Below are 25,514 nucleotides of genomic sequence, written 5' to 3'. Positions count from 1 at the left end.
TGACCCCGTCTTCGGACAAGCTTTTCCTGCCGAAACTCGGCTACAGCACCGCTGCCGGGATGACCGAGATCAGTCCGCCGTCGACGAGGATGTCCTGTCCGTTGATGTAGGACGCTTCGTCCGACGCGAGGAAAGCGACCGCCGCCGCGACATCCTCCGGGGTGCCGACCCGGCCGGCGGCAACCGTGGTAGTGATCGTGGACTTGATCTCGGCGGATGCTTCGGCTTGGAAGGCTGGGGTGTCGATGTACCCAGGGCTCACGGAGTTGACGCGGATGCGCCGGGTTGTCAGCTCGGCGGCGAGGGTCCGGGCCAAGCTCTGCACCGCGGCTTTGCTCGCGGTGTAGAGGGCGGCGGCGGGCGCGCCGCGATACGCGGCGAAGGACGCGTTGATAACGATCGCCGCACCGTCCGGCAGGAGGGGCAGCGTCTTCTGGATAGTGAAGAACGCGGCCTTGAGATTGGAGTCGAGGACACGGTAGAACTCGCCTTCGGTGACCTCCTCGATGGTCTGGAACGCGCCGATGCCCGCGTTCGCGAACACCACGTCCAACCGGCCGAACCGGTCGCGGATAGTCGTCACCAAGGTGTCCAGATCGGTGAGGTCGGTTGCGTCACCAGCAATTCCGAGTGCCCGATGCCCGAGTTCCTCGACCGCCGCGTCGAGCCGGGCCTTGTCGCGCCCGGTGACGATCACCCTCGCTCCTTCGGCGATGAGCCGCCGCGCGGTGGCCGCCCCCATGCCGCTGGTGCCGCCGGTGACGAGTGCGATCTTGCCGTTGTATCGGGAACTGTCGTGCGTCATGGCTCCAGCGTGCCGACCCAGCCCCGAAGCAAACAGTGCGCATTTATGGTGGGTGTGGCACCACCACCTTGCGGCCGTCAGGCGGGCGAGGCGACTCGACCGCGGTGTAGCCGTTCCAGGCGCTCACCGGTCGCGGTGCCCGGCCGCGGGTTGTACAGCACGAGTTGCCATTCGGGATGGTCCGCGACCGTCAACGTCGTCGCGTCGAAGAACAATTCACCGAGGTCGGGATGACGCAGCGCGTTCACCGCCTGCTCCGGAACTCCGACTTCCTGCCGCTCCCACAGTTCGGTGAATTCCGGGCTCATCAACCGGAGATTGTCGACCACCCTGCGGAAATCGGTGTCGCCAGGGCAAATGCCCGCGCTTGCGCGATAGGCGGCAACGATGGCGGGTGCGTTCGCCGCCCACAGCTCCTCCATGGCGCGATAGCGAGGATTGGTGAAATACGTGAGGAGGCAATTGTGTTCGCCGTCGCCGTAGCCGAACACCATCCGGGCGGTGTCGTTGAACCTCAGCACGTTCCAGTACCGATCGCGCAGTACCGCAGGCCGCCCGTCCCAAGCATCGACCAACTGCTGCACTTCCGGCGTGACGGCTGTTACGGGCGCGCACTCCAGGGTGGGCGGATTGAGTCCTGCCAGCAGGTACAGATGGATCCGTTCGGGTTCGCTCAGCATCAGGACTCGGGCGATCGCATCGAGCACCTCGTCGGAGACGGTGATGTCGCGCCCCTGCTCCAACCAGGTGTACCAGGACACTCCGACTCCGGCCAGCACGGCGAGCTCCTCTCGCCGCAATCCAGGCGTGCGCCGCCGGCCCGTCGCCGGAATCCCGACATCCTCGGGCCTCACCCGCGCCCGCCTGGCACGCAAAAAGTCACGTAGCAACTCGCGGCGTCGTGGCACGGCTTCGCTCGTCATAAGCCACGGTAACAAGCGCCCGCAGCGTCGCGTCAGACCACCACCGCAGATATTCCGCCGTGGGCTACCAGACCCCGGCCGGATACACCGCCACCTGCAATCACCGATGACCGGCTCAGCAGCGAATATCGGTGCACTCATGCAGCATGTGCGGACTCCCACGAGTCGGGATTGTTGCCGTTGTCCCCGAACTGCTGCGGGTCGGCTCTATTCGCTGGACCCCAATATCGCGGCTTGGCCTTTCCCTCGATCGGGATACCGAACCTCAGTGTCCGTACTCGGGTGCGGCCTGCAAGTCGGGTGCGGCGGCGGCCAGCAACGCGTCGCGGTCGCGGTTCAGCGGAGGGTAGATACGGCGAGTGTTGATGGCGCGCTTGGTGTCTTTGGCCTCCTCGCCGCACGCGACCACATGGCGGTCCCAGCCCTCGGTATACACCGCTCCTGCCGGTCCCAGATCGAGAACCGTTACATACCAAGGGATCCGCAACGGCTTCATGGGCTTGCCCAGAAGATCGCCGATGACGTTGTATCCCGCCCATCGGCCCATCGGGCGGCTGTGCTGGCAGGACATCACCGACATATGCTCGTCGTCCATTTTCGCGGCAGCGACGTCACCTGCGGCGAATACCCCGGGCACACCGCAGACACGCAGATAATCGTCGACGGGCAGTCGCCCCAGCCGGTCACGGTCGACGCCGAAGTCCGCGGTCAGCAGGCTGGCCCGCATGCCCGCACACCAGACGACAGTGGCGGCGGGCACCATTTCACCCGAGGAAAGCGTCACCCCGCGTTCATCGATGGACACCACCCCGACGCCCAACTTGGTCTCGATACCGCTGGAGGCCAACGCCGCCTCGATGACCGGTCGGGCCGATACACCCATGTCCGAGCCGACGAACGGGTTGCGGTCGACCAGGATGACCCGCGGTGCGACGGCACGCGGGGCAAAGACGTCGGCGAGCATCGCGGGCAGCCCGGTCGCCTCTTCGATCCCCGTCAAACCTGCCCCGACGACGACTACGGTGGCGGCCGCCGGGTCAGCGGGACCCTCGGCGAGCCGGCGCAAGTGAGCCTGCAGTCTCGTCGCTGCGTCGTGGGTATCGATGTCGAACCCGAACTCCCGCAGGCCAGGGATATCGGGCTTGACCACCTGGCTGCCCAACGCGAGCACCAGCCGGTCGTAGCCGTGAGCGCCCGCGGTGGATTCCACGATTCGCGCCACAGCGTCGATCGCCGTCACTTCGCCGATGATGTGCTCGATTCCGACCGGATCGAGAAGAACGCCGAGCGGGATGCGGGATGTGCTCAGATCGGTCTCATAGTCACGCACGCGGATGTCGTGGTACGGCGTGGAACTGATCATCGTGATATCGACGGTCCCGCCCGCCACACCGAGCTCGTCGAGCCGCCGGGCCGCCGCGAGCGCCGCCCACAGACCCGCGAACCCGGACCCGAGGACCACGACACGCGACGGATCGGTCACTGCAGCGCGCTGCACATCGTCATTCTAAACTCCGTGATCGTTGCTGCCGCTGGTCAGGACGCTGGAAGCCCCGAGGTGACGGAGGCGCCCGAGCAGGCGGCGCAACGACTGGTCGGGCCTCTCGCCAGCCGTGTCGAGGATGATGTGGTCCCGATCCCACGGCTGATATTCGCGGTCGAGCACCTGCTGCCATTCCGGCAGCGGCAGGTCAGGGATGTCGACCGATCGCGAAACGACACGGTGCCGATGCTCGGCCGGATCCGAGCAGATCACCTCGATTTCCACCGCGCCGACACCGGCATCTCGGGCAGCGCCCAGCCAGCTGTCGCGAGTGATCGACAGTGGGTTCACGGATTCGGCGATCACGGTCAACCCCTGCCGAAGATGCTCCCCGGCCAGCGCGTACCCCACTACATAACCGGCAGGCCCCACGGGATGCTCGGCCAGACCTGATCGAACGATCGCCTGCTCGATGGTGTCGACCCGCAGATGCACGCCACCGATCCGCGCCGCCAATAAGCGCGCCAACGTGGTCTTACCTGCCCCCGGAAGTCCGCCGATGACGATGAGCATGCGACCCATCCTGCCAGCGGCCCGCAGCCGACCAGAGCTGCCGACAATCGCTGCCGATCCACACTCGGGAGGACCCCGATCAATCGAGGAACGGTATCGGTTGTGCGGCGGATCGGTGGAGATGCTGGTCGTCGGTCTCACGGGCGGCGCGTAGCTGTCGCATGCTGGCGGACAGAGGTCGGCCCCAGCACCCCCGGAGAAGGGAGATAGACGGTGGCATTGGGACGTCGTCGGCTGTTGATCGGCTTCGCCGGTGCGGGTGGTCTCGCCTTGGCCGGATGGGGGTGGGCGCGAGAACTCGCGCCGCCACCCACACCTGCCACAATCCGATTCGACCCCACACCCGGCACCCACGATGTCGAACCGCGCAGTCTCGGCACGGTCACCGTCACCGACGGGACGCTGCGATCGGTCGAATGGATCGATGAAACGGGCAGATCGCTGCCGGGCGTATCGGCACCCGATCATCGAACCTGGACCAGTGCCGAACCACTCGGCTACGGACACACCTACACCGCGAAAGCCGTCGCTCAGGGCGAAACCGGCGACGTCGCCGCGACGACAACCTGCACCACGGTGCGACCGCAACAGATCATCGACGTCTCACTACGCTCGTCGAATCTCGTCGAGCTGGCCGAAAACGACACCTACGGAGTAGGTTTCGTGCTCGTCGCCCATTTCGACGAACCCGTGGACCGGACCGCCGCGGAACGCTACCTGAAGGTCACCACCCAGCCCGCCGTCGCCGGCGCCTGGTACTGGCTCGACGATCAGAACGCACACTGGCGGCCGGAGCACTATCACGCACCGGGAACCAGGATCACGATCGCGGCCGAGTTCTTCGGCCGCGCGCTCGGCGACGGCCGTTACGGCTCACGTGACCAACAAGTTTCAGTGACCATCGGACCTGCGCACGTCGCGGTCGCCGACGACGACACCAAACAGATCGAGGTCTTCGACAACGGAAACCTCGTGCGCACCATGCCCACATCGATGGGCATGGGCGGCACCGCGGTCGTCGGCGGCAGAGTCATGTCGTTCTGGACTCGCCCCGGCATCTACACCGTGCTGGACCGAAACGACCCGGTGATCATGGACTCCGCCACCTATGGCCTGCCCACCAATTCCGCGCTCGGCTACCGCACGAGCATCAACCACGCGGTCCGCATCAGCCACGACGGAATCTTCGTGCACGAATTGGCCGCGAGCATGTGGGCCCAAGGCAATACCAACGTCTCACACGGCTGCCTGAACCTCTCCCCCGCCGACGCCACATGGTTCTACGACTTCGTCATCCCCGGCGACGTGGTCGAGGTGCGCAACACCGGCGGCGAACCCCTCGATATCTGGCACAACGGCGATTGGAGCATCCCGTGGACCGACTGGCTCCGGGGTGGCGGCCACACGTGACCCGAACGAGAAAAGGCGGCTGATCCGGCGCACGACACGCGAGCAGGTGTCCCGGCCGGATCGCCGACGGTGATTCATCCGATGCGGACGACGCTCTTGCCGCGGGTCACTCCGCCGGCCAGGTTCGCGATCGCGGTCTCGACGTCGGCGAGGCCGTATTCGGCGGTGATATCGATGCGCACCGACCCGTCGGCGACCAGCGCCATCGCGCGAGTGGCGCTGTCGGCGAGTCGCTGCGGGTGGGTCTGGCTGCCCAGATTGCTGTTGTAGGTCATCAGCGACTGGCCGTGCATCAGCAGGTTGTTGGCCGAGACGGTGACCGGTTCGAAGGTGGCGATGTTGCCGTAGACCACGATCCGGCCATGGGCAGCCAGCCGGGCCAGGCTCGCGACCCGCGTCGGTCCTCCGATCGGGTCGAGGATCACGTCGAAGGTTTCCGCACCGATGCCATCGGGGAACTGTTCTCGCGTCAGCACCTCGTGGTAACCGAACTGACGCGCGTAATCGACCTGACCGTAGTTGCCGACCACGCCGACTATCCGTTCCGCGCCTGCGGCAGCGGCGAACTGCCCGGCCAGTGATCCGACACCACCGGCTGCGGCGTGGATCAGCACACGGTCCCCCGCCCGGACCCCGCCGACGGAATCGATCAGGTCGTAGGCGGTCGAAGTCACCCATCCGAACCCTGCCGCGGTGCGTGCGTCGACGCGCGAGGCATTGATCGCCAGCACCGAAGGCGCGGTCGCGACCTCGGCGTAACCGCCCCCGCCGACCAGCGCGACGACCTGCTCACCGATCCGGCCTTCGTCCACGCCCTCGCCCACCGCGATGATCTGGCCTGCGGCTTCGAAGCCCGGCACGAACGGGCGCGGCACCGGAAAGTGCCCGCCACGCACCAGCACGTCACCGTACTGCACCCCCGCATAGGCGACGCGGATCGCGACCTCGCCCGGCGCGGCCACGGGCTCGTCGATCTCCGAGATCCGGAAGGTGTCATCGGTGTCCAGCACAACAGCCTTCATCACATACAACTTTCTGTGTTGACTCAGTATCCTGATACTGAGCACTTAAGCAGTATCAGGATACTGAGTCAACTTAGGGAGTTGTGACATGGTCGACGTGCCCGTCGAGGAATACGTGTGCACGCGCATTCGCCGAGCCGAGCAGGCGCTCATGGCCCACCATGAGGCGGTGCTACGCGGTTACGGACTGACCATGACCCAATACACGGTGCTGCTGATCTTGTCCCGCGACGACGCCATGTCCGGCGCCCAACTGGCCCGCGCGTGCGGGGTCACGCAGCAGAGCATGGCGACTGTCTTGACCGGCATGCAGAACAAAGAGCTCATCGACCGGCAACCGTCGCCCGTCCACGCCAAAGTCATGATCGCTACCCTCACCCCGACCGGCCGCGACCTGCTCGACCGCGCCTATCAGGAAGTCATCGTGCTCGAACGCGCCCTCACCGATCGATTCACCCCCGACGAACACAAACAGTTCTGCGAATTCCTCGATCGCGCCACCGCGACCCTCATCGAGCAGACCCACACCACACTTCGCTAGCTGAGCAGGTTCAGTAGCACGTGGGGGTGCTCGGGCGACGCCGGGCATGCGCCGATGACCGGTCCCACAGGTCACGGATCGTGATCTTGGTGGGGTTGCCGCCGGCCAGACTGTCGGCGGGCACTGTCGTGGCAGGGACTGGGCGGCACATCACTCACGACGAGCGCCTACGGCAAGTCGAAGACGTCGGCGGGCTGTTCGTTCGAGGGCGCCGGGATATCGACACGGTCCTGGCCATCCCAGTGTGGAGGGACCGCTGCAACGGAAGTGGCGATTAGTGCTTGCGCACAACCAGTTCCAGCGCGATGTTGTCCGGATCGCGGAATTCCAGAATGTACATGGGGCCCAGGTCTTTCACTCCCGCGTGCGCGATGCCGAGTTCGTCGAGCAAGGCAGCCGCCGAATCGAGATCCGACCGAGTGGCGAGGGCGAAGGCGAGGTGGTCGAGTCCTACTCGATCTTCGTCGAACTCGTCACTGGCGACCGGGCGAAGTCCGAGCAGTGCATCGCCCATCTGGTAGATCACACCGCCGAAGAGGAACCCATATCGTGCACGGGTGGCCTCGTCCGCGTCCGCGGGACACTCCCAAGCGATCGGCCATCCGAAGACAGCGTCATAGAAGGCCCGGGATCTGTCGACGTCGGTCACTGTCAAGCGGACATGGTCGAACGAACTGGTGGAGATCGGCATGATCGAGATCATGTCATGATCACCCGGCTCGGTTCAGGCGACCAGACCGCGTGATCTTGTCACTCCGCCGCCGGCGATCTCGCGCATCCACCGTGACGCCCCGAGCGAGGTCCGCAGCCGGCAGGCGAGCGGTCTACGGCTGAGGCATCGGAGGCCGGCTCGTGCCCGGCCCGCCGATACCTGTCCCGTCAGGCCGGTGACGTGTCGACCTGGCCGAGATGCCGCGCGAAGAACCGTGCGGCGCTGTCGACCTCGAACCTCGGTACCTCGAAATGCCCGCCCGCGTTGGCGTGCAACGTCTTTTCCTTCGAGGCGAAGGCGTCGAACAACGCGAGACCGGATCGACGGTCGAGCAGCTCATCGTCCCACTGGAGCAGGAACTCGATCGGGACGGTGATCTGTGCCGCCGCCTCGACCAGGGATTCATGCCCCAGGCAGCCGAAGACCGCCGCGGCGATTCTGGGTTCGACGGCCGTCAACGGCACCCCGATCCCGGTACCCTGCATGATGCCCCAGAACCCGACCCGCCCGTCGGCGCCGATCTGCGGCAGTTCCTGCAGGGCGTCCAGCGTCACCTGCCATTCCGGCACGGCGCGCTCGGCCAGGTAGGTGTGCAATTCGACGATGATAGGGCCGATCGGCTCGCCCGCAGCCTGAGCACGCCGGAGGACTGCGATCCGCTGCTCGTCCTCCGTCGTTCGCGGCCGGTCGCCGTGTCCGGGTGCGTCGATGGCGGCGGCGTGGAAACCGTAGCCGGTCACGAAGTGGTGCGCCCGGCCCACGATGCCCGGCGCCCTCTTATGCTGGCCGCCGCTGTGCGCCATGAGCACCAAGGGTGCGGGGCCGGAGCCGGATGCGGGCGAGAAGAGCACGCCGGGTACCTCACCCACAGTGAAGTCGCGTTCGATGACACCGTTCAACGATGTCTCCGCAGTGAAATTCACAGAACGCATAGGTTATTGCCTTTCGGGATTGCCATGTTCGCGGCGCTCCCGGCGACACCTACGTCAATCGCCCAACCGTGAAGAAGATGTGGAGCACCCACTTAATACAGCGTTGATGGGTCTCACCTCCTGGGGCAGTGTCACGGACTCCCGGACGCTACCAGCCGGGCGGCATGGCGGCCAACCTTTATAGCGCCTGCGGTGGCTTCAACCACTGATGTCGCTCCAGTGCGGCGTCGTTCCAGTAGCGGGCGTGTCAGGTCGCCATTGTGCGCAACAGATCTCCGATCTCGTGGACGGCCGATCGGTGTGTGTGGTGTGCGGAAGATGGTCTTTCGGCCCCACTCGAGGTGACGATCAGCCGCACCGAGGCCCGCCACACCGGTCATACGCTTCGGGGGTGCCCGCCGGGGCACGCCACGATCAGGGGCAAGGAGAATTCCATGGGCCAGCAGCAATTCGACGATCCGCATCATGTCGCCACCGCCAAGGTTGTCGTCGGCGTGGATGGTTCGGCGGGTTCGTGGACAGCCCTACGGTGGGCAGCGGAATTCGCCGCCGACCGCGGGCGCGAACTCGAGATCGTGCACGGGCTGGACCTGGTCGGTACCAGCTGGATACTCGGCGACTACGAGGTGCTGGTCCCGTCGATTGTCGACGCAGTCCGCGAGCAGGGAAACGAAATGCTCGCCCGCGCAGAGGATGTCGCGCTGTCGCTTGCACCCGGCCTGCGTGTCTCGAGGCGTACGTCCACCGACACCGGCAGGCAACTGCTGATCGACCACAGCGCCGAGGCCTACGCGGTCGTGCTCGGCGCGACCGGCGACACCGGGACATTGACGCACCTGGGCTCCACTTTGCTGGCTGTGACCGCACACGCCGAGGGCACGGTGATCGTCGTGCGCGCAGACTCCGCCACACCGGAAACGGTCCATCGTTCTGGCCCGGTGGTGGTCGGTGTGGACGGCAGCCCGGTCGGGGAATCCGCCATCGCGGCCGCTTTCGCAGAGGCCGCCGCCCGTGATGCGGAGTTGGTCGCCGTGCACGTCTGGAGCGATTGGGATTCCAGCCGGTTCGCCGGCGAGCTCGGCCGACTCGACGCGGTCCGCGAGGACATCGAGCGTGCGATCCTTGCCGAGCGGCTGGCGGGCTGGCAGGAGAAGTTCCCCGGCGTGCGCGTCACCCGCAAGGTGGAGATGGCGGCCCCCGGTCCGCATCTGCTGTCGTGGTCGAAGGATGCGCAGTTGCTCGTCGTGGGCAGCCGCGGACGCGGCGGTTTCGCGGGCATGCTCCTCGGCTCCACTGCCAACAACCTCGTTCAGCATGCCTCCTGCCCCGTCATGGTCGTTCATCCCGCCTCGGCCGACGACTGACGAGAAGCGTTCATCCAGAACCATCGGATCTCACACTCGTCGTTTCGCATGCCGTGCGGGTTCACGGTGAACCCGCTGTCGGCACTGTCCGCCGGAAATCTGTCCAGCGGCGAGCCGCGATATCGTCCGCGGCGGAGCCTCTCGCCTGCGTATGCTGCCCAAGCGCCTCAGCATTCGGGACCGACGCCAGGCAATACGTTCGCGCGAATCCCCAGCGAGCGCATTGCCCGTCATGGTCGCCCGCGTGGGCGCGAAGAAGGCGGAATGACATGGGCAGGATCCAGCGCCTTGGTGAACGGCGCTCGGTCGAACGCGGTACCACCGCCTCCGCCCGGACCGCGTCGACGCCGACTCGCGGGGTGAGGTCCTCGGCTGGTGGGAGCGACGCCGAGGCGGGAGAGGAAGCGCCGGTCACAAGCCTCGCGGTTTGTTGTACGCCTGGTGAAGGACAGTCGTCCCCACAACAGTGGTTATGCTGTTTGCTAAACTCTGCAAACAACGTGCGATCGTGGGTGCCGAGATGCCGTCGGTAGGACTGGAAGGATTGGTCGTCGATGCCGGGACTGCAGCGCCCGCTCTATCAGATGAAGGCCGACTTCTTCAAAACACTCGGGCATCCCGTGCGAGTGCGGGTGCTCGAACTGCTCAGCCAGCGTGAGCACGCCGTTTCGGAGATGCTGGCCGAGATCGAGATCGAGGCGGCCAACCTGTCTCAGCAGTTGTCGATCCTGCGACGCGCAGGCCTGGTGACAGCTCGCCGCGAAGGGCTGTCGGTGACCTACGAGTTGACAACCCCCGAGGTTGCCGAGCTACTGGCCGTCGCACGGGCCATACTCACCGGCGTCGTCGCCGGCCAGGTCGAAGCTCTCCAATGACCGCCTGACCGTGGCCATGGGAGGGCGATGCTCGACGTTGATTGCATATTTTCTAAACTAGCCACCTAGCAGCTTTCGAAGGAGTGATATATCGTGACCCGTCACCTGAACGCGACCGCGCAGGCGCCGACCGACCATGAGGGCATCCTGGCGTGGGTCGCCGAAGTCGCGGAGTTGACCGCACCTGATCACATCGTGTTCTGCGACGGCTCCCGGGCGGAATGGGATCGGCTCACCGGACTGCTGGTGGAAAAGGGCACCTTTGTGCCGCTCGCGGCAAAGCCGAACTCATTCTGGTGCGCGTCGGATCCCGACGATGTGGCGCGAGTGGAGGATCGCACCTTCATCTGCTCGGAACATCGCGAGGACGCCGGCCCGACCAACAACTGGGTCGATCCACTGGACATGCGCACGGTGATGACCGAGCACTATCGCGGGGCCATGGCGGGACGGACGATGTATGTGATCGCGTTCTGCATGGGGCCGTTGGATGCCGAAGACCCGAAATACGGTGTGCAGTTGACCGATTCAGAGTACGTAGCGGTGACGATGCAGATCATGACCCGCTCCGGCGCGCTGGTGTGGGACAAGCTCACCGATGGGACAGGCTTCGTGAAGTGCCTGCACTCGGTCGGCGCGCCACTGCGAGAAGACGAGGCGGACGTGCCGTGGCCATGTGATGCGACCAAGTACATCTCACATTTTCCCGAGCGCCGGGAGATCTGGAGTTACGGCTCTGGGTACGGCGGCAACGCGCTGCTGGGCAAGAAGTGTTTCGCACTGCGCATCGCCTCGGTGCTCGGGCGTGAGGAGGAATGGCTGGCCGAGCACATGCTGATTCTCAAACTCACCTCGCCACAGGGAAAGGTCCACTACATCGCCGCCGCGTTCCCGTCCTCGTGCGGTAAGACCAACCTCGCGATGCTCGAACCAGCCCTCCCGGGCTGGAGAGCGGAGACGATCGGCGACGACATCGCGTGGATGCGGTTCGGAGCTGACGGCCGACTGTACGCGGTGAACCCGGAGGCTGGGTTCTTCGGTGTCGCTCCGGGAACCGGAGCGCAGACCAACCCGAACGCGATCGCCACGATCAATGCCGGAAATTCGATCTTCACCAACACCGCACGCACCGATGATGGTGACGTGTGGTGGGAGGGCTTGACCGACACTCCGCCCGCGCACCTGACCGACTGGCAGGGTCACGACTGGACCCCGGATGCGGAAAGCGCGGCCGCTCATCCTAATTCCCGCTATTGCACCCCGATCCAGCAGTGCCCGTCGGTCGCGGCGGAGTGGGACGACCCGGCTGGGGTGCCGATCTCCGCGATCTTCTTCGGCGGCCGGCGCAGCTCGACGGTGCCACTGGTGACCGAGACCTTCGACTGGGCACACGGGGTGTTCACCGCATCGGTGCTGTCGTCGGAGACCACTGCGGCGTCGACGGGAGCGGTGGGTGTGGTGCGTCGGGATCCGATGGCGATGCTGCCGTTCCTCGGCTACCACGTCGGCGATTACTTCGCGCACTGGCTGAGACTCGGCGCCGCCGCCGATCCCGCGATGCTGCCGAAGATCTTCCAGGTCAATTGGTTCCGCCGCAGTGCCGACGGCAGCTTCCTGTGGCCAGGATTCGGCGACAACGTGCGCGTCCTCGCGTGGGCCCTCGATCGCTTGGACGGTGCCGCCGGTGCCGTGGAGACCCCGATCGGGTTTGTCCCAACTGCCGAGGCCCTGGACTTGACCGGCCTCTCGGAGCGAGCCCGGGAACGGGTCACCGCGGCGCTGGCGGTCGAGATCGACGAATGGGTAGCCGAGACCGCATCGATCGACGAGTGGTACGCCACCATCGGCGGCAATCGGCTGCCCGACCAACTGCGTGCACAGCTGGCCGCGCTGAAGTTGCGTCTGGCCAGAGCACTGTGAACGCGCTCGCGCTACTGCCGCGCTGGTCGGACTGGAAACCTGCGCTCCGCTCGCCCGGCACGGACCTGGTGTCGGGTCTGATCGTCGCCTTGGTGGCGCTGCCCCTCGCACTCGGCTTCGGAATCTCCTCCGGGCTGGGCGCGGCCGCTGGACTCTCCACCGCTGTGGTCGCGGGCGCGATCGCGGCGGTGTTCGGCGGATCCCGCTTCCAAGTGTCCGGGCCCACGGGCGCGATGACGGTGGTCCTGGTGCCGATCGTCGGCCGGCACGGCGCGAGCGGGGTGCTGACCGTGGGGCTGCTGGCCGGCCTTGTGCTGGTGGTACTGGCCTTCGCCGGGGTCGGGCGGGCTGTGCGCTACATGCCCGCACCGGTGATCGAAGGCTTCACCGCCGGCATCGCGGTTGTCATCGCGCTGCAACAGGTCCCGTCCGCGCTGCAGGTAGCGCACGCCGAGGGCGAGAAGGTGTGGCAGTCGGCATTCGACGCTGTGGGACAATACATTTCGCACCCGCATCATTTGGCGCCCGCGACCACGCTGGCGGTGGCCGCGGTCGTCCTGGCCGGTGGGCGGTATCTGCCGAAACTGCCGTTCTCGTTGATCGCGGTGGCCACCGCAACCCTCGCAGCGCAGGTGCTCGATCTGGACCTGACCCCCATCGGAACCATTCCCTCCGAATTGCCCGCACCCACACTCGGATTCGTACACTTCGATCAGTTGGGGTCGCTGGTCGCGCCGGCACTGGCAGTGGCGGCGCTGGCCGCACTCGAGTCCCTGTTGTCGGCGACCGCCGCCGATGCGATGGCCGTGGGCACCCGCCACAACCCCGACCGCGAACTGCTCGGGCAAGGCGTGGCGAACATCGCAGCTCCCCTGTTCGGCGGGGTGCCTGCCACTGGTGCGATCGCTCGCACCGCGGTCAACGTCCGTTCCGGTGCCCGCACCCGTCTGTCCGCGCTGACCCACGCCGTCGTGCTTGCCGCGATCATCTACCTCGCCGCACCCCTGGTGGCGAAGATCCCACTGGCAGCCTTGGCAGGTGTGCTCTTGGCGACGACCGTAAGGATGGTGGAGACCGCGTCGCTGGCCGCGATCGCCCGCGCCTCACGCGGGGATGCGGTCGTCATGGCGATCACCTTCGGCGTCACCGTCGCCTTGGACCTGGTGACCGCGGTCGCCGTCGGCGTCGGCATCGCCACCGTGCTCGCTCTGCGGTCGGTGGCGAAAGAAGCCCGGCTCCAGCAAGTCCCACTCGAGCACGACGACAGCGGCCACTTGGCCGAGGAAGACGACCTGCGGCACGACCACATAGTCGCCTATCGCATCGATGGCCCCGTGTTCTTCGCCGCCGCCCATCGGTTCCTGCTGGAACTGGCCGACGTTTCAGATGTACGCGTGGTCATCCTGCGCATGTCCGGAATCACCGCCTTGGACACCACCGGCGCACTCGTGCTGAAAGACGCCATCGGCAAACTCGAACAGCGCCACATCACCGTCCTGATGTCCGGTCTACGCCAAGACCATCGAAGCCGCCTGGCCGCGATCGGCGCCCTGCCCGCAGGCGGCGACGCGCACATCTTCGCCCACACACCCGAGGCCATCGCTCACGCCCGCGGATACACACGAAGCCCCGCCGGACAAAACATATGAGCCGGTCTGGCCTACGCCGACACTCGCGCAGCGCATCCCCGACATGCGCGGCGCGAGGCCGTCGGGATAGATGTCGGCGTAGGTGCTCGACGACCTCGGCGCGACGGCATCATCGCGCTGCCATCCGTCGACCCCTTGCGGCCCGGGCGGCTACTTCGCCTGGATCTTTGCGATGCGAACACCGACGACGAGAGCAGTGACCGCCACGACGCCGATCACCGTCGCCAGCCGGTTGACGTCGACAGCAGGCGTCCAGCGCACATGACCGTTCTTGACCACGAAGGCGCCGGCCGGTTTGGCCCCCAGACCGAAACCGCCACCCGCCCCTTCCTGCCCCGAGTTGTCGGTGCCTTCACCGGAGCCGCCGCCACCGGAGATCGCGGCGGCCGCGATCACCGTGGTTCCGTCCCGCTCGACCGGCTCCGCATACACCCGCGTGACCGTCAAGGAGTCCTTCGCCGTGGCCAGTACATCCGCGACCTTCATCTGCCTGATCTCCGTCCGTCTTGCTGTCGAAACGCCCGCGCTCGGGCCACTTCAAGCTTCGAGAGAGGCTCAGGCCGGGCAAAGAGTCCTCCGACCCCCTCGCTGGGGCGCAATGGCATTCGTCGGTAGCGCGCTCTCCTCGAAGCGACCGTGGTCGAAAGTCACTCGGCGCGAGGCGTTTCGGCACTGCTGCCACCGACGTCTTCTCCGTAACGTCGAGGTTCCGCAGGTAGGCCCTTGGAGGATATCGAGATGCTGGCGCGAGTCGTCTATGAATCAATGTTCGGCAACACCGCCGCCATCGCCGGGGCGATCGCCGAGGGTCTGCGCGCATACGCCACAGTCGAGGTCATGGACGTCGCTGCGGCCGCCCAAATGAGCGCGGTACAGGTGGATCTGCTGGTGGTCGGCGCGCCCACGCATGCCTTCGGACTGAGCAGACCACGCACCCGACGCGACGCCGCCGAGCGGACCACAGCAGCAGTAGCCGTCGATATCGGAGTCAGGGAATGGCTCGACGCGGCGTTCACCGTTCCGGCGGGCAGCAGAGCTGCGGCGTTCGGCACCAAAGCCGCCACTCCAGCGTGGCTGCCGGGGTCGGCCGCGCGCGGCGTGGCGAAACGGTTGCGCCGTTCGGGTTACGAACTCGCGGACGATCCGATGGATTTCCTCGTCACCGACATGACCGGGCCACTGGCTGATGGCGAACTCGAGCGGGCACGCGCATGGGCGCAACGGCTGGCGTGCGCCGAACTCGACCGGGTCGCTCACCGCAGCTGATATCCGGGTCCGCCGCTCGACCGGTGCCGCCGGTGTAGGGATCGGAATCCCGTACGCCCGCTGCGGGGTGATGCGGCGGCCGAAGCCGTGGTGACAGAGCCTCGATTCGTACACTTCAGGAGAACAGCATGACCGAGCGACGAAAGGGGCCATCCATGGTCAAGGTCTTTCTGGTCGATGACCATGAGATCGTCCGCCGCGGCGTCGCCGACCTCGTCGACCTCGAGCCGGACCTCGAGGTGATCGGCGAAGCGGGCAGCTACTCGCAAGCGCTGGCCCGGATCCCCGCCCTCCGCCCCGACGTCGCCGTGCTGGACATGCGGCTGCCCGATGGCAACGGCATCGAACTCTGCCGCGAACTGCTCTCGGCCGCCCCCGACCTGCGTTGCCTGATCCTCACCTCCTTCACCGACGAACAGGCCATGCTCAACGCCATCCTCGCCGGAGCCAGCGGATACGTGGTCAAGGACATCAAGGGTCTCGCGCTCATCGATGCCATCCGCGCCGTCGGCGCCGGTAACTCGCTGCTGGACAACCGTGCAGCCGCAGCGCTCATGGCGAAGCTGCGGTCGGAAGCGGAAGCCAAGACCGGACCGCTCGCCGGTCTCACCGACCAGGAGCGCACGTTGCTCGCCCTGCTGGGCGAAGGGCTCACCAATCGGCAGATCGCAAGCCGGATGTTCCTCGCGGAGAAGACTGTCAAGAACTACGTGTCACGACTGCTGGCCAAGCTCGGCGTCGAACGCCGCACCCAAGCCGCAGTGCTGGCCACCAAATTGGAACAGCCGCGACAGCCGTCCTGAATCGGCGGTGCGGTCTCCCCCGATCGGTCCGATGGGCACCGGCACGCCTCCGAGCTGCGTGAACGCGACGAGCGCCCCTACAGACGGGGTCGGTTTCGACAATCGCCCGCAACCCGGAAATGGATAGTCCACCTCTGGATACCGCTACCCAGGCCATGATGGCAGCCTTCGCCGACCATGCGGCCCTGGCTCTGCAGTTGGCCGACACCCAGCGCCGGATGCGCGAAGCCGTGGTGCGGCACGCGGCCGCGAGCACCGTAGCGGTCGAATTGCAGATCAAGGACGACGTCACGATCGAGGTGACGGACAATGGCTCGGGCGTTCCGGAAGACAACGCACGTCTTAGTGGACTGGCGAAGCTGGCCGCGCGGGCCGAAACCGCCGGTGGCAGCTTCAGTATCGCCAACCCGCCCGATGATCGGAGCTACAACGCCACACCGGACTTCGGTCCTGCGGCCGAGCCACACGTCGACCTTGGTCCGGTCTTACAGGGACCTAGGACTCTGCTTGCCGGTTTGCGGGCAGGGCATGGTGATGACGGGCGCGGCATCCGCCCAGCCGCAGCCCATTTCCACCGAGACGAGGGAATAATCATGAGCGACAACGCATCCGGCCGACCCTACCACGCCGAGCCGGGAGAAAGCCTCGCCGACCCGTACAACATTCCGGGCATCGTGCTGTTCATCACCGGAGTAGCGATCCTGGCGACCACACTCACCACAGCTGGATCGGGATTCACCGGCTGGGTGACTCTCGGGGCCGCCGCCACCGTGTTGTGCTTCGCCGCCAGCGTCGCGGTGTTCTGGTTCGAGCACGAGCGCCTGCGTCGTCTCGCTCGACACCGCTCCCCGCTTCGGGCCGAGTCGCGGCCGAACCCGCAGGGCCGCACGTAACCGCGGCGCGGTACCGGCTTCACCGCCCACAGGCCATCATGGCGGTCGCCGACTTCCTGACCGGTCAGCCCATCAGGACCGTTCGCGGCGAAATACGGGACCTACGGCCCCTTCGGACACCGGCCCTCGACCCCTACCGTGACAATATGAACGAGCAACCGACCGGAGAAACCATCCAGCAAGCCGTCCTGCTCGCCGGCCGGGCGCCGTCGCTGCACAACAGCCAACCCTGGCATTGGACTTACGACGGTCACACCCTGCGTCTGTTCGCCGTGCCCGGACGCATGCTCCCAGCGACGGACAAATCGGGCAGGCAGCTGCTGATCAGCTGCGGTGTCGCTCTGGACCATCTGCGCGCCGCGATGGCCGCCGCGGGCTGGCGCATCCACCTCGCCCGCTTCCCCGATCCGAACCGCCGGGAACACCTGACCAACATCACGTTCGAACGGGCTCGAATCGTCACCGAAGGCGACCGTGCACGCGCTGACGCCATTCTGCGACGGCACACCGACCGGCTCCCGTTCCAGGCGCCTTCCGGATGGTCCGACTTCGAACAGGTGCTTCGGTCCACCTTCGAACCATCCGCAGTCACACTCGACGTGCTCCGCGACGACAGTCGTCCCGCCCTGGCCCGCGCCTCGGAAATGACCGCCGCCCTGCGCCGCTACGATGCGGGCTACCACGCCGAATTGTCGTGGTGGACCGGGCACGTCGTCGCCGAGGCAGGGGTACCGAAAGAGGTCCTGGTCTCGCCGGAGGAGCGGCAGCGAGTCGGTGTGGCCCGCACGTTCCCCGCCGCCCCCACCGGCGACCGGCGCGGCCAGGTCACCGACGACCATTCGGTCATTCTCGTTCTGTCGACCAGCAGTGACACCCCCGACGACATGGTGCGTTGCGGAGAGGTCCTGTCCACTGTGTTGCTGGAGTGCACACTCGCGGGCTATGCCACATGTCCACTGACGCATCTCACCGAAACGCCACAAAGCCGAGCGGTCGTGCGTGAGCTGATCCGCCATCCAGCTTTGCCACAGGCGCTGATCCGGGTCGGCATCGCGCCCGAACCGGAACAGAGCATGCCGGCGACACCGCGTCGGCCGCTTCACGAGATCCTGGATATGCCCGAATCCGTACGCCCGGCTCGGTGACCTCGTAGCCGAGTCGCCGAGCACGTGAACGTTGCCGGGTTCGATTCGTCGACTGCCGCTGTACAACCGGCACCACCCCTCATCCCCGAACGCTCACGTCGACCCAGGAGTCGGAACTCATGAGAACAGTCGCGATTGCCGCAGCCGGCGCATCGGCCCTCGCCGGGCTCGCGATAACCTATCGGGCCTTCTGGCGCACCAGATGCTTGACCTGGGGTGCCGCAGCGGAGGAGATTGCCCGAGTCATGCCCGGCGACGAACTACTGGTCGACACCGACATCGTCACGACGCGGGCGATCACGATCGGCACCGCCGCGGACGCGATCTGGCCATGGCTGGTTCAGCTGGGACCGGGCCGTGGCGGCGCGTACACCTACGATTGGCTCGAGAACATGCTCGGTCTCGACATGCATAGCGCCGAGCAGATCCTGCCACAGTTCCAAAACCTCGCCATCGGTGATGATCTCGCCCTCGGCAAGTCGGGCCCGCGTATGCGAGTCGCGGCTTTGGAACCCGAACACGCATTGGTCTTCGCTTCCGATGACGGCCACTGGGTCTGGGCATTCGGGCTATACCCGATAGATGGAGCCACCCGGCTGGTGAGTCGCAACCGCATCGCGCTCACCGGCTCCTCGAAGCTGACCCGCGGGCTCTACCAACTCGTTATGGAACCGGGGAGTCTGGTAATGGAGCGCAAAATGCTGCTGGGCATCAAACAGCGCGCCGAGCGGCTGGCACCTGGACGCTCACTCGCAGGGAGCAACGGCACTGCTCAGTCTGCTTCCCGCGACGACGCCGCTCACCGGCGCGGGCTGAGCAAGACCAAAGGGATCTGACGGGTGGTCCGCTTCTGGTAAGTCTGGTACCCCGGGTACGCTGCGACGACCTCTGGCCACCGCCGGTCGCGTTCCTGTGGGGGGAGCACGCGGGCAGTCATCGGTTGCTTCGCGCCGTGCTGGAACGACACCTCGACCGTGGGATCGGCACACAGGTTGTGGAACCAATCCGGGGAGATGTCGTCTCCGCCCCGCGAAGCGACGATCAGATAACTGTCGCCCTCCACGACGGGAACGGTGAGGATCACGATGCGCGGCAACCCTGTTCGCCGTCCGGTCGTGGTGAGAGCCAGGGTGGGCATCTTCTTGAATCGAGTGCCGGCACGGCCGCCGCTGATGTCGAGCAGCTTGCGGTGCGCGGTGGTCACGGTCTTGAGGTACAGATCGGTGGCCGCGCGAAAGCGGCGGGTATTCGACATCGGGTACTCCTCGGTCGGTCCGGATCGTCGGAAACGATGGTCCGGGTCCGACTTGTGAGCGACCAGTGAAGCGTCAGCGCTCGATGCGTTCGGCCGCGGCCGCGATCCAAGTGGAGTTACCGCAGCGTTGGGCGACGTGGAGCGCGGCCCGGTAGTGCGCGGCGGCGAGTTCGGCATCGCCGCGCCGGGCCGCCAGGTCACCGAGAACGGTGTCGACCGGACCGACCGCGTAGGAACCGGTGTCGGCGCCACCGAGCCGGTCACGGTAGGGAAGCAGATCGCGGTAGAGCGCGGCGGCCTCGGTGGGCGTGCCCAGTGTCGCGACCGCCATACCGCGCAGTGTGAGGAACAGCGATCGGAACACGTCGTCGCGGATCGGCCGGGCCCGGCGCCGGATCCGCGCCGCTTCCGCTCGATCGCCGGCCGAGAGCAGGGCCAGCACCAGGAAATCCACCATGGCGTCGACGGTCGCGGGGACGGCGCTATCGGCGAATGCGCCGGCCATCTCGGCCAGTTCACCGGCGCGGCCCTGGTGCAGCCGCACCACGAACAGCGCCATGGCCAGGATTCCGCCCGCATTGAAAATGCCCGCGCGGGTCAGCAGTTCGTTGGCTCGCAGATAGTGCTGCTCGGCCGTGTCGGGATCACCGGTCATGAGCGCCACCAGCCCGCACGCCATAGCGTTCGCCACCTGCGCCTGCCGCCACTGATAGCGGTCTGCCAGCACGGTGGCCGCCTGGAGATGCTCGCGGACGGCGGCGATGTCAGCCGCGGACGCGGCGGCCTGAACCGCGACCGTGTGGCCGAGGAGCAGGTAATCGCTCCGGTCGGTGCGTCGCCCGACCTCGATCAACTCGGCTCCGAGCGGGCCGCGCTCCGGCGAGTCGTACAGCGAGGCCCGCGCTTGCAGCGCGGGAGCGAGCAGGGCGTCGTCGCCGAGCTCGCGGGCCAGAGTTTCGGCCTCGGCGGCGGCCACCGCCGCGCGTTCGCCGGCCTCGCCGCCGATCTCGTCGACAAGCGTCACCAGCAGTCGGCACCGGTCGGCGGGAGCGAGGCCAGGGGAACGCAGTGCGTCCTCTATCCAACCGACGACCCGGTGCTCGACCACGCCGTACTGTCGATTCATCCACGGGGTGGGTGTGTCCCAAGCGGTGAACGCCCGTACCACCAGATCGACTCGGCCTGCCTCCTCCGCCAGCGCCGCGGCCCGGTGCCGAGCGGTTCGAGCGGCGAGCCCGGCGCCACCGGCGAGATGACTGCGACCCGCCCGGCACAGCATCGCGACCCGTTCCTCGACGGTGCCGGCGCCGGTGTGACGCTCGAGCGCGGCGGCCGCGCGTTCATACCCGGCCGCGGCGACGTCGTGGGCGTAGCGCCGCTCGGCCCGTTCGGCTGCCGCCACGGCGTAGTCGGCGGCCCGCCGTGCCGTCTCCGGGTTCACCGACTCGCCGTAGTGGTGGGCCAAAGCCGCGAGATCGCCCGGATCGATCTCCTCGATCGCGGCGGCGACCCGCCGATGCCATCGGTCACGGCGGATCCGGGAGAGGTCGCCGAGCAGCGTGTCCCGAACCAAAACGTGCGTGAAACGCGCTCGGCCGCTGGCCGGTTCGTCCAGGAGCCCGGAGAGCACCCCCGCTTCCACCGCGTCGAGCACGTCGTCCTCGGGCACCTCGGCCGCGCGCACCAGCACCGCGACATCGAACTCCCGGCCGATCACCGCGGCCAGACGCAGCAGCGCCACCGAGGTCTCGGGAAGCCGGGAAAGCCTGCGGCGCAGTACGTCCCGCACACCCTCCGGAACGTCCGACGCGGCGACCAGCTCGCCCTCGCTCTGCAGCAGACGTGCGACCTCGATGAGATAGAACGGATTCCCGCCGGTGCGCTCGTGCAACGTCCGGACCACAGCGGCCGCCGGTGTGCTGCCGGTCAGGGCGGTGATCAGGCGACCGCTGTCCTCGACGCCGAGGCCGCGCAGGCGAACCCGGGCGCGGACGGTGGTGGCAAGGGCCGCGAGCGCGTCTGCCAACGCAGGCGGCACCTCGTCGGGGCGGTAGCCGATCACGACGAGCCCGGGTACCTGCGTCGCCACCGCGGTGATCAGCGCCGCTGTCTCGCTGTCGCCCCGATGTACGTCATCGAGCAGGATGGCCAACGGGGCTACGGCGGCGACGGCGCTCAGGTAGCCGCACACCGCCCGATGTAGCAGGAAACGGCCATGGTCACGGTCGGCGTCCTGTGCACCGGCGCCGTCGGTGAGCAGCGGCGCCAGGGCGGGCGCGAAGCCGCCGGGATCGTGCTCGCGGGCCAGGGCGCGCAGGATCTCGACCCATGGCCAAGCCGACGGAGCGGCGTCGTCCTCCGGGCAGCGTCCGATCACCACCCGGTGCCCGTTCGCGCGTAAGGCCGCGCCGAAGTGCTGCAGCAGAGTGGATTTCCCACTGCCGGCTTCACCCGCCACAGTCGCCGACCGAGGGCCGGCACCGGCGGCCGCGTCGCGTAGCGCGGCGAGTTCTCCGGTTCGGCCGAACAGTCCCGGATTCGGCTCGGCCTGCGGGGCGCTCGCGGCCGCTGCTGACGTGGACGGTGTCTGCGGGAGTGGAATCGCCCGCTCGCGCAGCGGGATTCGTTGCGCGAGGATGTCCGCCTCCAGCCGGGTCAAAGCCGGACCCGGATCTATGCCGAGTTCGTCCGCGAGAACGTTGCGGGCCTGGCGCAGGGCGCTCAGCGCGTCGGCTTGGCGGCCCGCCCGATATCGAGCCAGCGCTGTCAGCCGCCACGCCTCCTCCCGCAGCGGGTGCTCCTTGCTCAAGACCTCGGCCTCGGCAGCGGCGAGCGCCGGCTCGTCGAGCTCGAGCAGGGCTGCCGCGAGTTGCTCGCGTGCGCGCAGCCGTAATTCCTCCAGCCGCGCCGCTTCCGCGGTCGCCCACGGCTCCGCCGCGTAGGCGGCGTAGGCGGGGCCCTGCCAGCGGGCGAGCGCGCGGTCCAGCGTGCGCCGTCGCTCGCGCGGATCGCCCTGCTGCCCAGCGGCGTCTAGTTCCGCGCCGAAGAGCCATGCGTCCACGTCCTCGGTGGCGAGACGGACCGCGTAGCCGGGGGTCCGGCTGATCAGAACGGTGGCGGGTGTGCGCGGCGCCCGCTGCGGCTCCAGCAATCGCCGCAGGTTGGAGACGTAGGCCTGCAGTGCGCCGAGTGCCCGCGGCGGCGGTTCACCCCGCCACAGGTCATCGATGAGGCGATCGACCGGCACGACATCGCCCCGTGCGACCAGCAGCCGCGCCAGCACGCCACGTTGCCGCGGACCGCCGAGATCGAGTTCGCCCCGCTCGTCCGCCGCGGTCAGCGCGCCGAGTACCCGGATCCGAACCATGACGCGCCAAGTCTAAGACCGACCCCCATGCAGTGCCTTACAAGTGGGCTGCAAGCGGCGGGCCGCACAGTCGTCGCAGTTCACCACCGCGACAGGAGCACCGCATGAACACCACCCGCACCGCGCCCAGCCGCCCCGACACCTACGACATGGTCGTCCTGCACAACGCCTTCCGCAGACACTTCAGCGCTCTGCCCGGCCTCGTCGCGGCGGTGGCGCCCGGAGACGTCGAGCGCGCCCGGCGCCTGATCACCTTCCTCGGCGAACTCGGCGACGGCCTGCACCACCATCACACCGGCGAGGACGAGCTCATGTGGCCGATCCTGCTCGAGCGCGCCTCCGCGGACGCCGCTCTGGTGCTGCGCATGGAGGAACAACACGAACGGATCGCCGAACTCACCGAGCGCGCCCACCGCGACGGGACCGAGTTCGCCACCGCCGCCGACCCGTCGGTTCGGGACCGGCTCGCGGCCACGCTGCGGGCGCTGTCCGATACCCTCGACGAGCACATGGCCGAGGAGGAGCGGCACATCCTGCCCGTGGTCGAGAACGTCATGACCGCGCTCGAATGGCAGGCTCTCGGCGAACGCGGCCGCGAGCACATGCCCAAGGACCGCCAGCTGGTCTTCCTCGGCTTCATTCTGCAGGGCGTCTCCGACGACGACCGCCGGAAAATCCTCGCCGAGATGCCACTTCCCGCCCAGCTCGCGTGGCGTCTGCTCGGCCGCCGCGTCTTCGCCAAGGAATACCGTGAGATCTACCACGCTGATCCGGAGTGGTGACCGCGAAACGACAATCGAAGTCGCTGCACCTGGTCGAAGAAATGCCCCAGCCGCCGAGATTCGGCGCATTCGCATGCCGCACACAGGGTCATGAGTGACAGAAATGGTGCTTCGTCACCTGGGCAGTGTAGGGAAATCCACTCTGCCGTCCGATCTTTTGAGAGATGATCAGTGGTGCGGCACGGTCGGTAACCTGCGCGTTGACTGAGCACCGACGTAATCGTGTTCCGGAATGCGGGGAGGGAAAGAATGTTGGCTCGGCGAATGATGGTCGTGGGTGCGGCGGCGGTCGCGTTATCGGCATGCGCCACGTCGATACCCGACCCGCAAGCGGGCACTGCGACGACGACCCAACTGTTGTCCGGAACCGATGCCCCGCCTGGTGATGAAGCGCCGGGGCGACCAGGCAAAACCGATGCCGGTAAGGCCGCCGGTGCGCCCTTCCGGATTCCGGCGTTCACCGAACTCCAGGGCGCACCAATCGTCGCGGTCAAAGAGCTGGCAGTGCAGCGCATAGCCGCGGCGTGCGGCGGCTGCGCGAGCGTTGCCGTTGCACAGGACAAGGCCGACACCTACCGCAGCATTTGCCAGTACTCCGGATTCTCCGGCGCGAAGCAGGATTCGACCCCGAGCGGAGAGTCGGTGAACGGGTCGTTGATTCTGATGTCCGGCTCGACACTGACGCTGCTCACCGGAACACTGTCCCCGCAGATACTTCCCTGCGGCACAGAAGGCTTCGAACCGAAGACTTCCGACACCACCTCCCCCACGAGGACCGTCTCCCCTACCGGAACCGACTCGACCACCCGAACCCAAACGCCCACCGAGACGGCGACGAGCAAGCCACGTGTCACCACCACCAGATGAGCAGGCGTCGACACCCGCAACGGGTTCGGCGTTCGACGGGTTCGGTCACGTCGCACGATCCATCGGGCAACTGGTCGCACCGACTACGTTGCTCACCGCCGTCCTGTTCTATTTCGGATGGGCGCATGTCTACTGGTACTTCAACTACTTCGGTGTCGACTCGACGACGCTGAATCCGAGCATTCGTGAGTACCTCATGCGCACCGTCGACGCACTGTTCGTGCCGCTGACACTCGTCGGTCTCATCGGTATGGCGGTGCTGTGGGGGTACGTCGCGCTTCCGGATTCGATCCGCACCCGTCGACCGGGGCGGTGGGCCACCGCCGCGATCGTGCTGGTCGCCGGGGCGGTCCTCGTCAACGGGCTGTCCCGGATATACGTAGTGACCCCGATCAACAAGGGTTTGTGCGTGGCACCGGTGTCGATCATCGCTGGGGTGCTGGTGTTCTGGCTGCTGGTCGTGCTGCGTCGTAAACGTCTGCGTGAAAGCCTGCCTGCGACAGCGCCGCCACCGTCGCAGGCGGCAGCGGTCGCGGAGTGGGTGATCCTGTTTCTCATGGTCGGCATCAATTTGTTCTGGATCGCCACCGATTACTCGGTCGCGGTCGGTCAGACCCGAGCTCGGGAGTGGGCCGCGCAACTGCCCACCAGTTCCCAAGTCATCATCTACAGCGAAAAGGAGTTGCACCTTTCCGGGCCGGATGTCCGAACGACGCCCTGCGACCCCGACCCCGGCACCGGATCCGCCTACCGGTTCCGCTACGACGGGCTGGCGCCACTGAGCCGCATCGGTGACCACTACGTCCTGGTTCCCCGGACCTGGAGGCCCGGGCACGGCGCGGCCATCGTCCTGCCCGCGCAGAGCCCGGGCGCGATCCGGTTCGAGTTCCGCCTGGCGGGCGACACGGTACCGGCCAAATGCTGAAT

The 25,514-nt window shown here is 67.1% G+C and carries 24 protein-coding genes; 14 read left to right on the top strand and 10 right to left on the bottom strand.

Translation table 11 applies throughout. The annotated features are described in order from the left end of the window. Nucleotides 1-40 precede the first annotated feature (40 nt). The 4 genes from ACIA5H_RS32685 to ACIA5H_RS32670 form a co-directional block, all read right to left on the bottom strand. Nucleotides 41-805, bottom strand: coding sequence for a glucose 1-dehydrogenase (locus tag ACIA5H_RS32685; RefSeq protein WP_397079689.1), 765 nt, complete (start codon nt 803-805; stop codon nt 41-43). 77 nt (nt 806-882) lie between these two features. Next, on the bottom strand, nt 883-1,728 hold the full coding sequence (locus ACIA5H_RS32680; protein WP_397079687.1) for a helix-turn-helix transcriptional regulator: 846 nt from the start codon (nt 1,726-1,728) through the stop codon (nt 883-885). A gap of 265 nt (nt 1,729-1,993) precedes the next feature. After that, the gene (locus tag ACIA5H_RS32675) at nt 1,994-3,211 is read right to left on the bottom strand and encodes an NAD(P)/FAD-dependent oxidoreductase (protein ID WP_379252530.1); all 1,218 of its coding nucleotides are present in this window, start codon (nt 3,209-3,211) and stop codon (nt 1,994-1,996) included. A 24-nt stretch (nt 3,212-3,235) separates the two neighbouring features. Beyond that, nucleotides 3,236-3,784: an AAA family ATPase gene (locus ACIA5H_RS32670; RefSeq protein ID WP_397079685.1), complete on the bottom strand. Its 549-nt coding sequence runs from the start codon at nt 3,782-3,784 to the stop codon at nt 3,236-3,238. 213 nt (nt 3,785-3,997) lie between these two features. Here ACIA5H_RS32670 and ACIA5H_RS32665 point away from each other — a divergent pair, with 213 nt between their 5' ends. Continuing rightward, a complete protein-coding gene (locus ACIA5H_RS32665) occupies nt 3,998-5,194 on the top strand; it encodes an Ig-like domain-containing protein (RefSeq protein ID WP_397079683.1) in 1,197 nt (398 codons plus the stop codon). 74 nt (nt 5,195-5,268) lie between these two features. Here ACIA5H_RS32665 and ACIA5H_RS32660 read toward each other — a convergent pair whose 3' ends face one another. Next, entirely contained in the window at nt 5,269-6,216 is a 948-nt protein-coding gene (locus tag ACIA5H_RS32660) for a zinc-binding alcohol dehydrogenase family protein (RefSeq protein ID WP_397079681.1), read from the bottom strand. Between the two features lie 88 nt (nt 6,217-6,304). On the opposite strand from ACIA5H_RS32660, the gene ACIA5H_RS32655 reads away from it, so the two are divergent. Continuing rightward, the gene (locus tag ACIA5H_RS32655) at nt 6,305-6,757 is read left to right on the top strand and encodes a MarR family winged helix-turn-helix transcriptional regulator (protein ID WP_379252260.1); all 453 of its coding nucleotides are present in this window, start codon (nt 6,305-6,307) and stop codon (nt 6,755-6,757) included. Between the two features lie 274 nt (nt 6,758-7,031). Here ACIA5H_RS32655 and ACIA5H_RS32650 read toward each other — a convergent pair whose 3' ends face one another. Both ACIA5H_RS32650 and ACIA5H_RS32645 read right to left on the bottom strand, forming a co-directional pair. After that, nucleotides 7,032-7,448, bottom strand: coding sequence for a VOC family protein (locus ACIA5H_RS32650; protein ID WP_397079679.1), 417 nt, complete (start codon nt 7,446-7,448; stop codon nt 7,032-7,034). A gap of 188 nt (nt 7,449-7,636) precedes the next feature. Beyond that, nucleotides 7,637-8,392, bottom strand: a complete 756-nt coding sequence (locus ACIA5H_RS32645) for an alpha/beta hydrolase (protein WP_397079760.1) — start codon at nt 8,390-8,392, stop codon at nt 7,637-7,639. Nucleotides 8,393-8,835: 443 nt separating this feature from the next. On the opposite strand from ACIA5H_RS32645, the gene ACIA5H_RS32640 reads away from it, so the two are divergent. The 4 genes from ACIA5H_RS32640 to ACIA5H_RS32625 all read left to right on the top strand — a co-directional run bounded on the left by ACIA5H_RS32640 (nt 8,836) and on the right by ACIA5H_RS32625 (nt 14,209). Further along, nucleotides 8,836-9,765, top strand: a complete 930-nt coding sequence (locus ACIA5H_RS32640; RefSeq protein WP_379252258.1) for a universal stress protein — start codon at nt 8,836-8,838, stop codon at nt 9,763-9,765. Between the two features lie 554 nt (nt 9,766-10,319). Further along, complete coding sequence (locus ACIA5H_RS32635) at nt 10,320-10,640, top strand: ArsR/SmtB family transcription factor (RefSeq protein ID WP_379252256.1); 321 nt, start codon at nt 10,320-10,322, stop codon at nt 10,638-10,640. A gap of 93 nt (nt 10,641-10,733) precedes the next feature. Continuing rightward, nucleotides 10,734-12,560 carry a phosphoenolpyruvate carboxykinase (GTP) gene (locus ACIA5H_RS32630; RefSeq protein WP_397079676.1) on the top strand — a complete coding sequence of 609 codons (1,827 nt, stop codon included), beginning with the start codon at nt 10,734-10,736 and terminating at the stop codon, nt 12,558-12,560. Then, entirely contained in the window at nt 12,557-14,209 is a 1,653-nt protein-coding gene (locus ACIA5H_RS32625; RefSeq protein ID WP_397079674.1) for a SulP family inorganic anion transporter, read from the top strand. The genes ACIA5H_RS32630 and ACIA5H_RS32625 overlap by 4 nt, the downstream gene beginning before the upstream one ends. A gap of 150 nt (nt 14,210-14,359) precedes the next feature. On the opposite strand, the gene ACIA5H_RS32620 is transcribed toward ACIA5H_RS32625, so the two are convergent. After that, nucleotides 14,360-14,695, bottom strand: a complete 336-nt coding sequence (locus ACIA5H_RS32620; RefSeq protein WP_397079672.1) for a spore germination protein GerW family protein — start codon at nt 14,693-14,695, stop codon at nt 14,360-14,362. A gap of 252 nt (nt 14,696-14,947) precedes the next feature. Here ACIA5H_RS32620 and ACIA5H_RS32615 point away from each other — a divergent pair, with 252 nt between their 5' ends. The 5 genes from ACIA5H_RS32615 to ACIA5H_RS32595 all read left to right on the top strand — a co-directional run bounded on the left by ACIA5H_RS32615 (nt 14,948) and on the right by ACIA5H_RS32595 (nt 19,152). Next, nucleotides 14,948-15,475, top strand: coding sequence for a flavodoxin family protein (locus tag ACIA5H_RS32615; RefSeq protein WP_379252252.1), 528 nt, complete (start codon nt 14,948-14,950; stop codon nt 15,473-15,475). Between the two features lie 155 nt (nt 15,476-15,630). Then, complete coding sequence (locus ACIA5H_RS32610) at nt 15,631-16,278, top strand: response regulator transcription factor (RefSeq protein ID WP_364425703.1); 648 nt, start codon at nt 15,631-15,633, stop codon at nt 16,276-16,278. A gap of 119 nt (nt 16,279-16,397) precedes the next feature. Further along, complete coding sequence (locus ACIA5H_RS32605; protein WP_397079670.1) at nt 16,398-17,171, top strand: hypothetical protein; 774 nt, start codon at nt 16,398-16,400, stop codon at nt 17,169-17,171. A 146-nt stretch (nt 17,172-17,317) separates the two neighbouring features. Next, nucleotides 17,318-18,316, top strand: coding sequence for an Acg family FMN-binding oxidoreductase (locus tag ACIA5H_RS32600; RefSeq protein ID WP_397079668.1), 999 nt, complete (start codon nt 17,318-17,320; stop codon nt 18,314-18,316). Nucleotides 18,317-18,435: 119 nt separating this feature from the next. Then, nucleotides 18,436-19,152, top strand: a complete 717-nt coding sequence (locus ACIA5H_RS32595) for an SRPBCC family protein (protein ID WP_397079666.1) — start codon at nt 18,436-18,438, stop codon at nt 19,150-19,152. On the opposite strand, the gene ACIA5H_RS32590 is transcribed toward ACIA5H_RS32595, so the two are convergent. Further along, nucleotides 19,116-19,571 (bottom strand): nitroreductase family deazaflavin-dependent oxidoreductase, encoded by a 456-nt coding sequence (locus tag ACIA5H_RS32590; RefSeq protein ID WP_379252246.1) that lies wholly within the window; start codon nt 19,569-19,571, stop codon nt 19,116-19,118. The two genes, ACIA5H_RS32595 and ACIA5H_RS32590, sit on opposite strands and share 37 nt — an antisense overlap. 73 nt (nt 19,572-19,644) lie before the next feature. Beyond that, a complete protein-coding gene (locus ACIA5H_RS32585; RefSeq protein WP_397079664.1) occupies nt 19,645-22,938 on the bottom strand; it encodes a BTAD domain-containing putative transcriptional regulator in 3,294 nt (1,097 codons plus the stop codon). 104 nt (nt 22,939-23,042) lie between these two features. On the opposite strand from ACIA5H_RS32585, the gene ACIA5H_RS32580 reads away from it, so the two are divergent. From ACIA5H_RS32580 to ACIA5H_RS32570, 3 genes are all read left to right on the top strand, one after another. Next, nucleotides 23,043-23,720, top strand: a complete 678-nt coding sequence (locus tag ACIA5H_RS32580) for a hemerythrin domain-containing protein (RefSeq protein WP_397079662.1) — start codon at nt 23,043-23,045, stop codon at nt 23,718-23,720. 264 nt (nt 23,721-23,984) lie between these two features. Beyond that, entirely contained in the window at nt 23,985-24,587 is a 603-nt protein-coding gene (locus tag ACIA5H_RS32575; protein ID WP_379252242.1) for a hypothetical protein, read from the top strand. Then, nucleotides 24,568-25,512 (top strand): hypothetical protein, encoded by a 945-nt coding sequence (locus ACIA5H_RS32570; RefSeq protein WP_379252241.1) that lies wholly within the window; start codon nt 24,568-24,570, stop codon nt 25,510-25,512. The genes ACIA5H_RS32575 and ACIA5H_RS32570 overlap by 20 nt, the downstream gene beginning before the upstream one ends. The last annotated feature ends 2 nt before the right edge of the window (nt 25,513-25,514 follow it).

This window comes from Nocardia sp. NPDC051900, from assembly GCF_044452545.1.
GTDB classification, from domain to species: Bacteria; Actinomycetota; Actinomycetes; order Mycobacteriales; family Mycobacteriaceae; genus Nocardia; species Nocardia sichangensis.
The sequence above is the reverse complement of the archived record's forward strand: the minus strand, read 5'-3'. Positions and strand labels throughout refer to the sequence as shown.

Excerpts from the sequence above, each read along its gene's own strand:
- ACIA5H_RS32685 (WP_397079689.1), bottom strand. The coding sequence starts at position 805 with ATGACGCACGACAGTTCCCGATACAACGGCAAGATCGCACTCGTCACC.
- ACIA5H_RS32680 (WP_397079687.1), bottom strand. The coding sequence starts at position 1,728 with ATGACGAGCGAAGCCGTGCCACGACGCCGCGAGTTGCTACGTGACTTT.
- ACIA5H_RS32670 (WP_397079685.1), bottom strand. The coding sequence starts at position 3,784 with ATGCTCATCGTCATCGGCGGACTTCCGGGGGCAGGTAAGACCACGTTG.
- ACIA5H_RS32660 (WP_397079681.1), bottom strand. The coding sequence starts at position 6,216 with ATGAAGGCTGTTGTGCTGGACACCGATGACACCTTCCGGATCTCGGAG.
- ACIA5H_RS32655 (WP_379252260.1), top strand. The coding sequence starts at position 6,305 with ATGGTCGACGTGCCCGTCGAGGAATACGTGTGCACGCGCATTCGCCGA.
- ACIA5H_RS32650 (WP_397079679.1), bottom strand. The coding sequence starts at position 7,448 with ATGCCGATCTCCACCAGTTCGTTCGACCATGTCCGCTTGACAGTGACC.
- ACIA5H_RS32640 (WP_379252258.1), top strand. The coding sequence starts at position 8,836 with ATGGGCCAGCAGCAATTCGACGATCCGCATCATGTCGCCACCGCCAAG.
- ACIA5H_RS32635 (WP_379252256.1), top strand. The coding sequence starts at position 10,320 with ATGCCGGGACTGCAGCGCCCGCTCTATCAGATGAAGGCCGACTTCTTC.
- ACIA5H_RS32620 (WP_397079672.1), bottom strand. The coding sequence starts at position 14,695 with ATGAAGGTCGCGGATGTACTGGCCACGGCGAAGGACTCCTTGACGGTC.
- ACIA5H_RS32615 (WP_379252252.1), top strand. The coding sequence starts at position 14,948 with ATGCTGGCGCGAGTCGTCTATGAATCAATGTTCGGCAACACCGCCGCC.
- ACIA5H_RS32610 (WP_364425703.1), top strand. The coding sequence starts at position 15,631 with ATGGTCAAGGTCTTTCTGGTCGATGACCATGAGATCGTCCGCCGCGGC.
- ACIA5H_RS32605 (WP_397079670.1), top strand. The coding sequence starts at position 16,398 with ATGGATAGTCCACCTCTGGATACCGCTACCCAGGCCATGATGGCAGCC.
- ACIA5H_RS32600 (WP_397079668.1), top strand. The coding sequence starts at position 17,318 with ATGAACGAGCAACCGACCGGAGAAACCATCCAGCAAGCCGTCCTGCTC.
- ACIA5H_RS32595 (WP_397079666.1), top strand. The coding sequence starts at position 18,436 with ATGAGAACAGTCGCGATTGCCGCAGCCGGCGCATCGGCCCTCGCCGGG.
- ACIA5H_RS32590 (WP_379252246.1), bottom strand. The coding sequence starts at position 19,571 with ATGTCGAATACCCGCCGCTTTCGCGCGGCCACCGATCTGTACCTCAAG.
- ACIA5H_RS32585 (WP_397079664.1), bottom strand. The coding sequence starts at position 22,938 with ATGGTTCGGATCCGGGTACTCGGCGCGCTGACCGCGGCGGACGAGCGG.
- ACIA5H_RS32580 (WP_397079662.1), top strand. The coding sequence starts at position 23,043 with ATGAACACCACCCGCACCGCGCCCAGCCGCCCCGACACCTACGACATG.
- ACIA5H_RS32575 (WP_379252242.1), top strand. The coding sequence starts at position 23,985 with ATGATGGTCGTGGGTGCGGCGGCGGTCGCGTTATCGGCATGCGCCACG.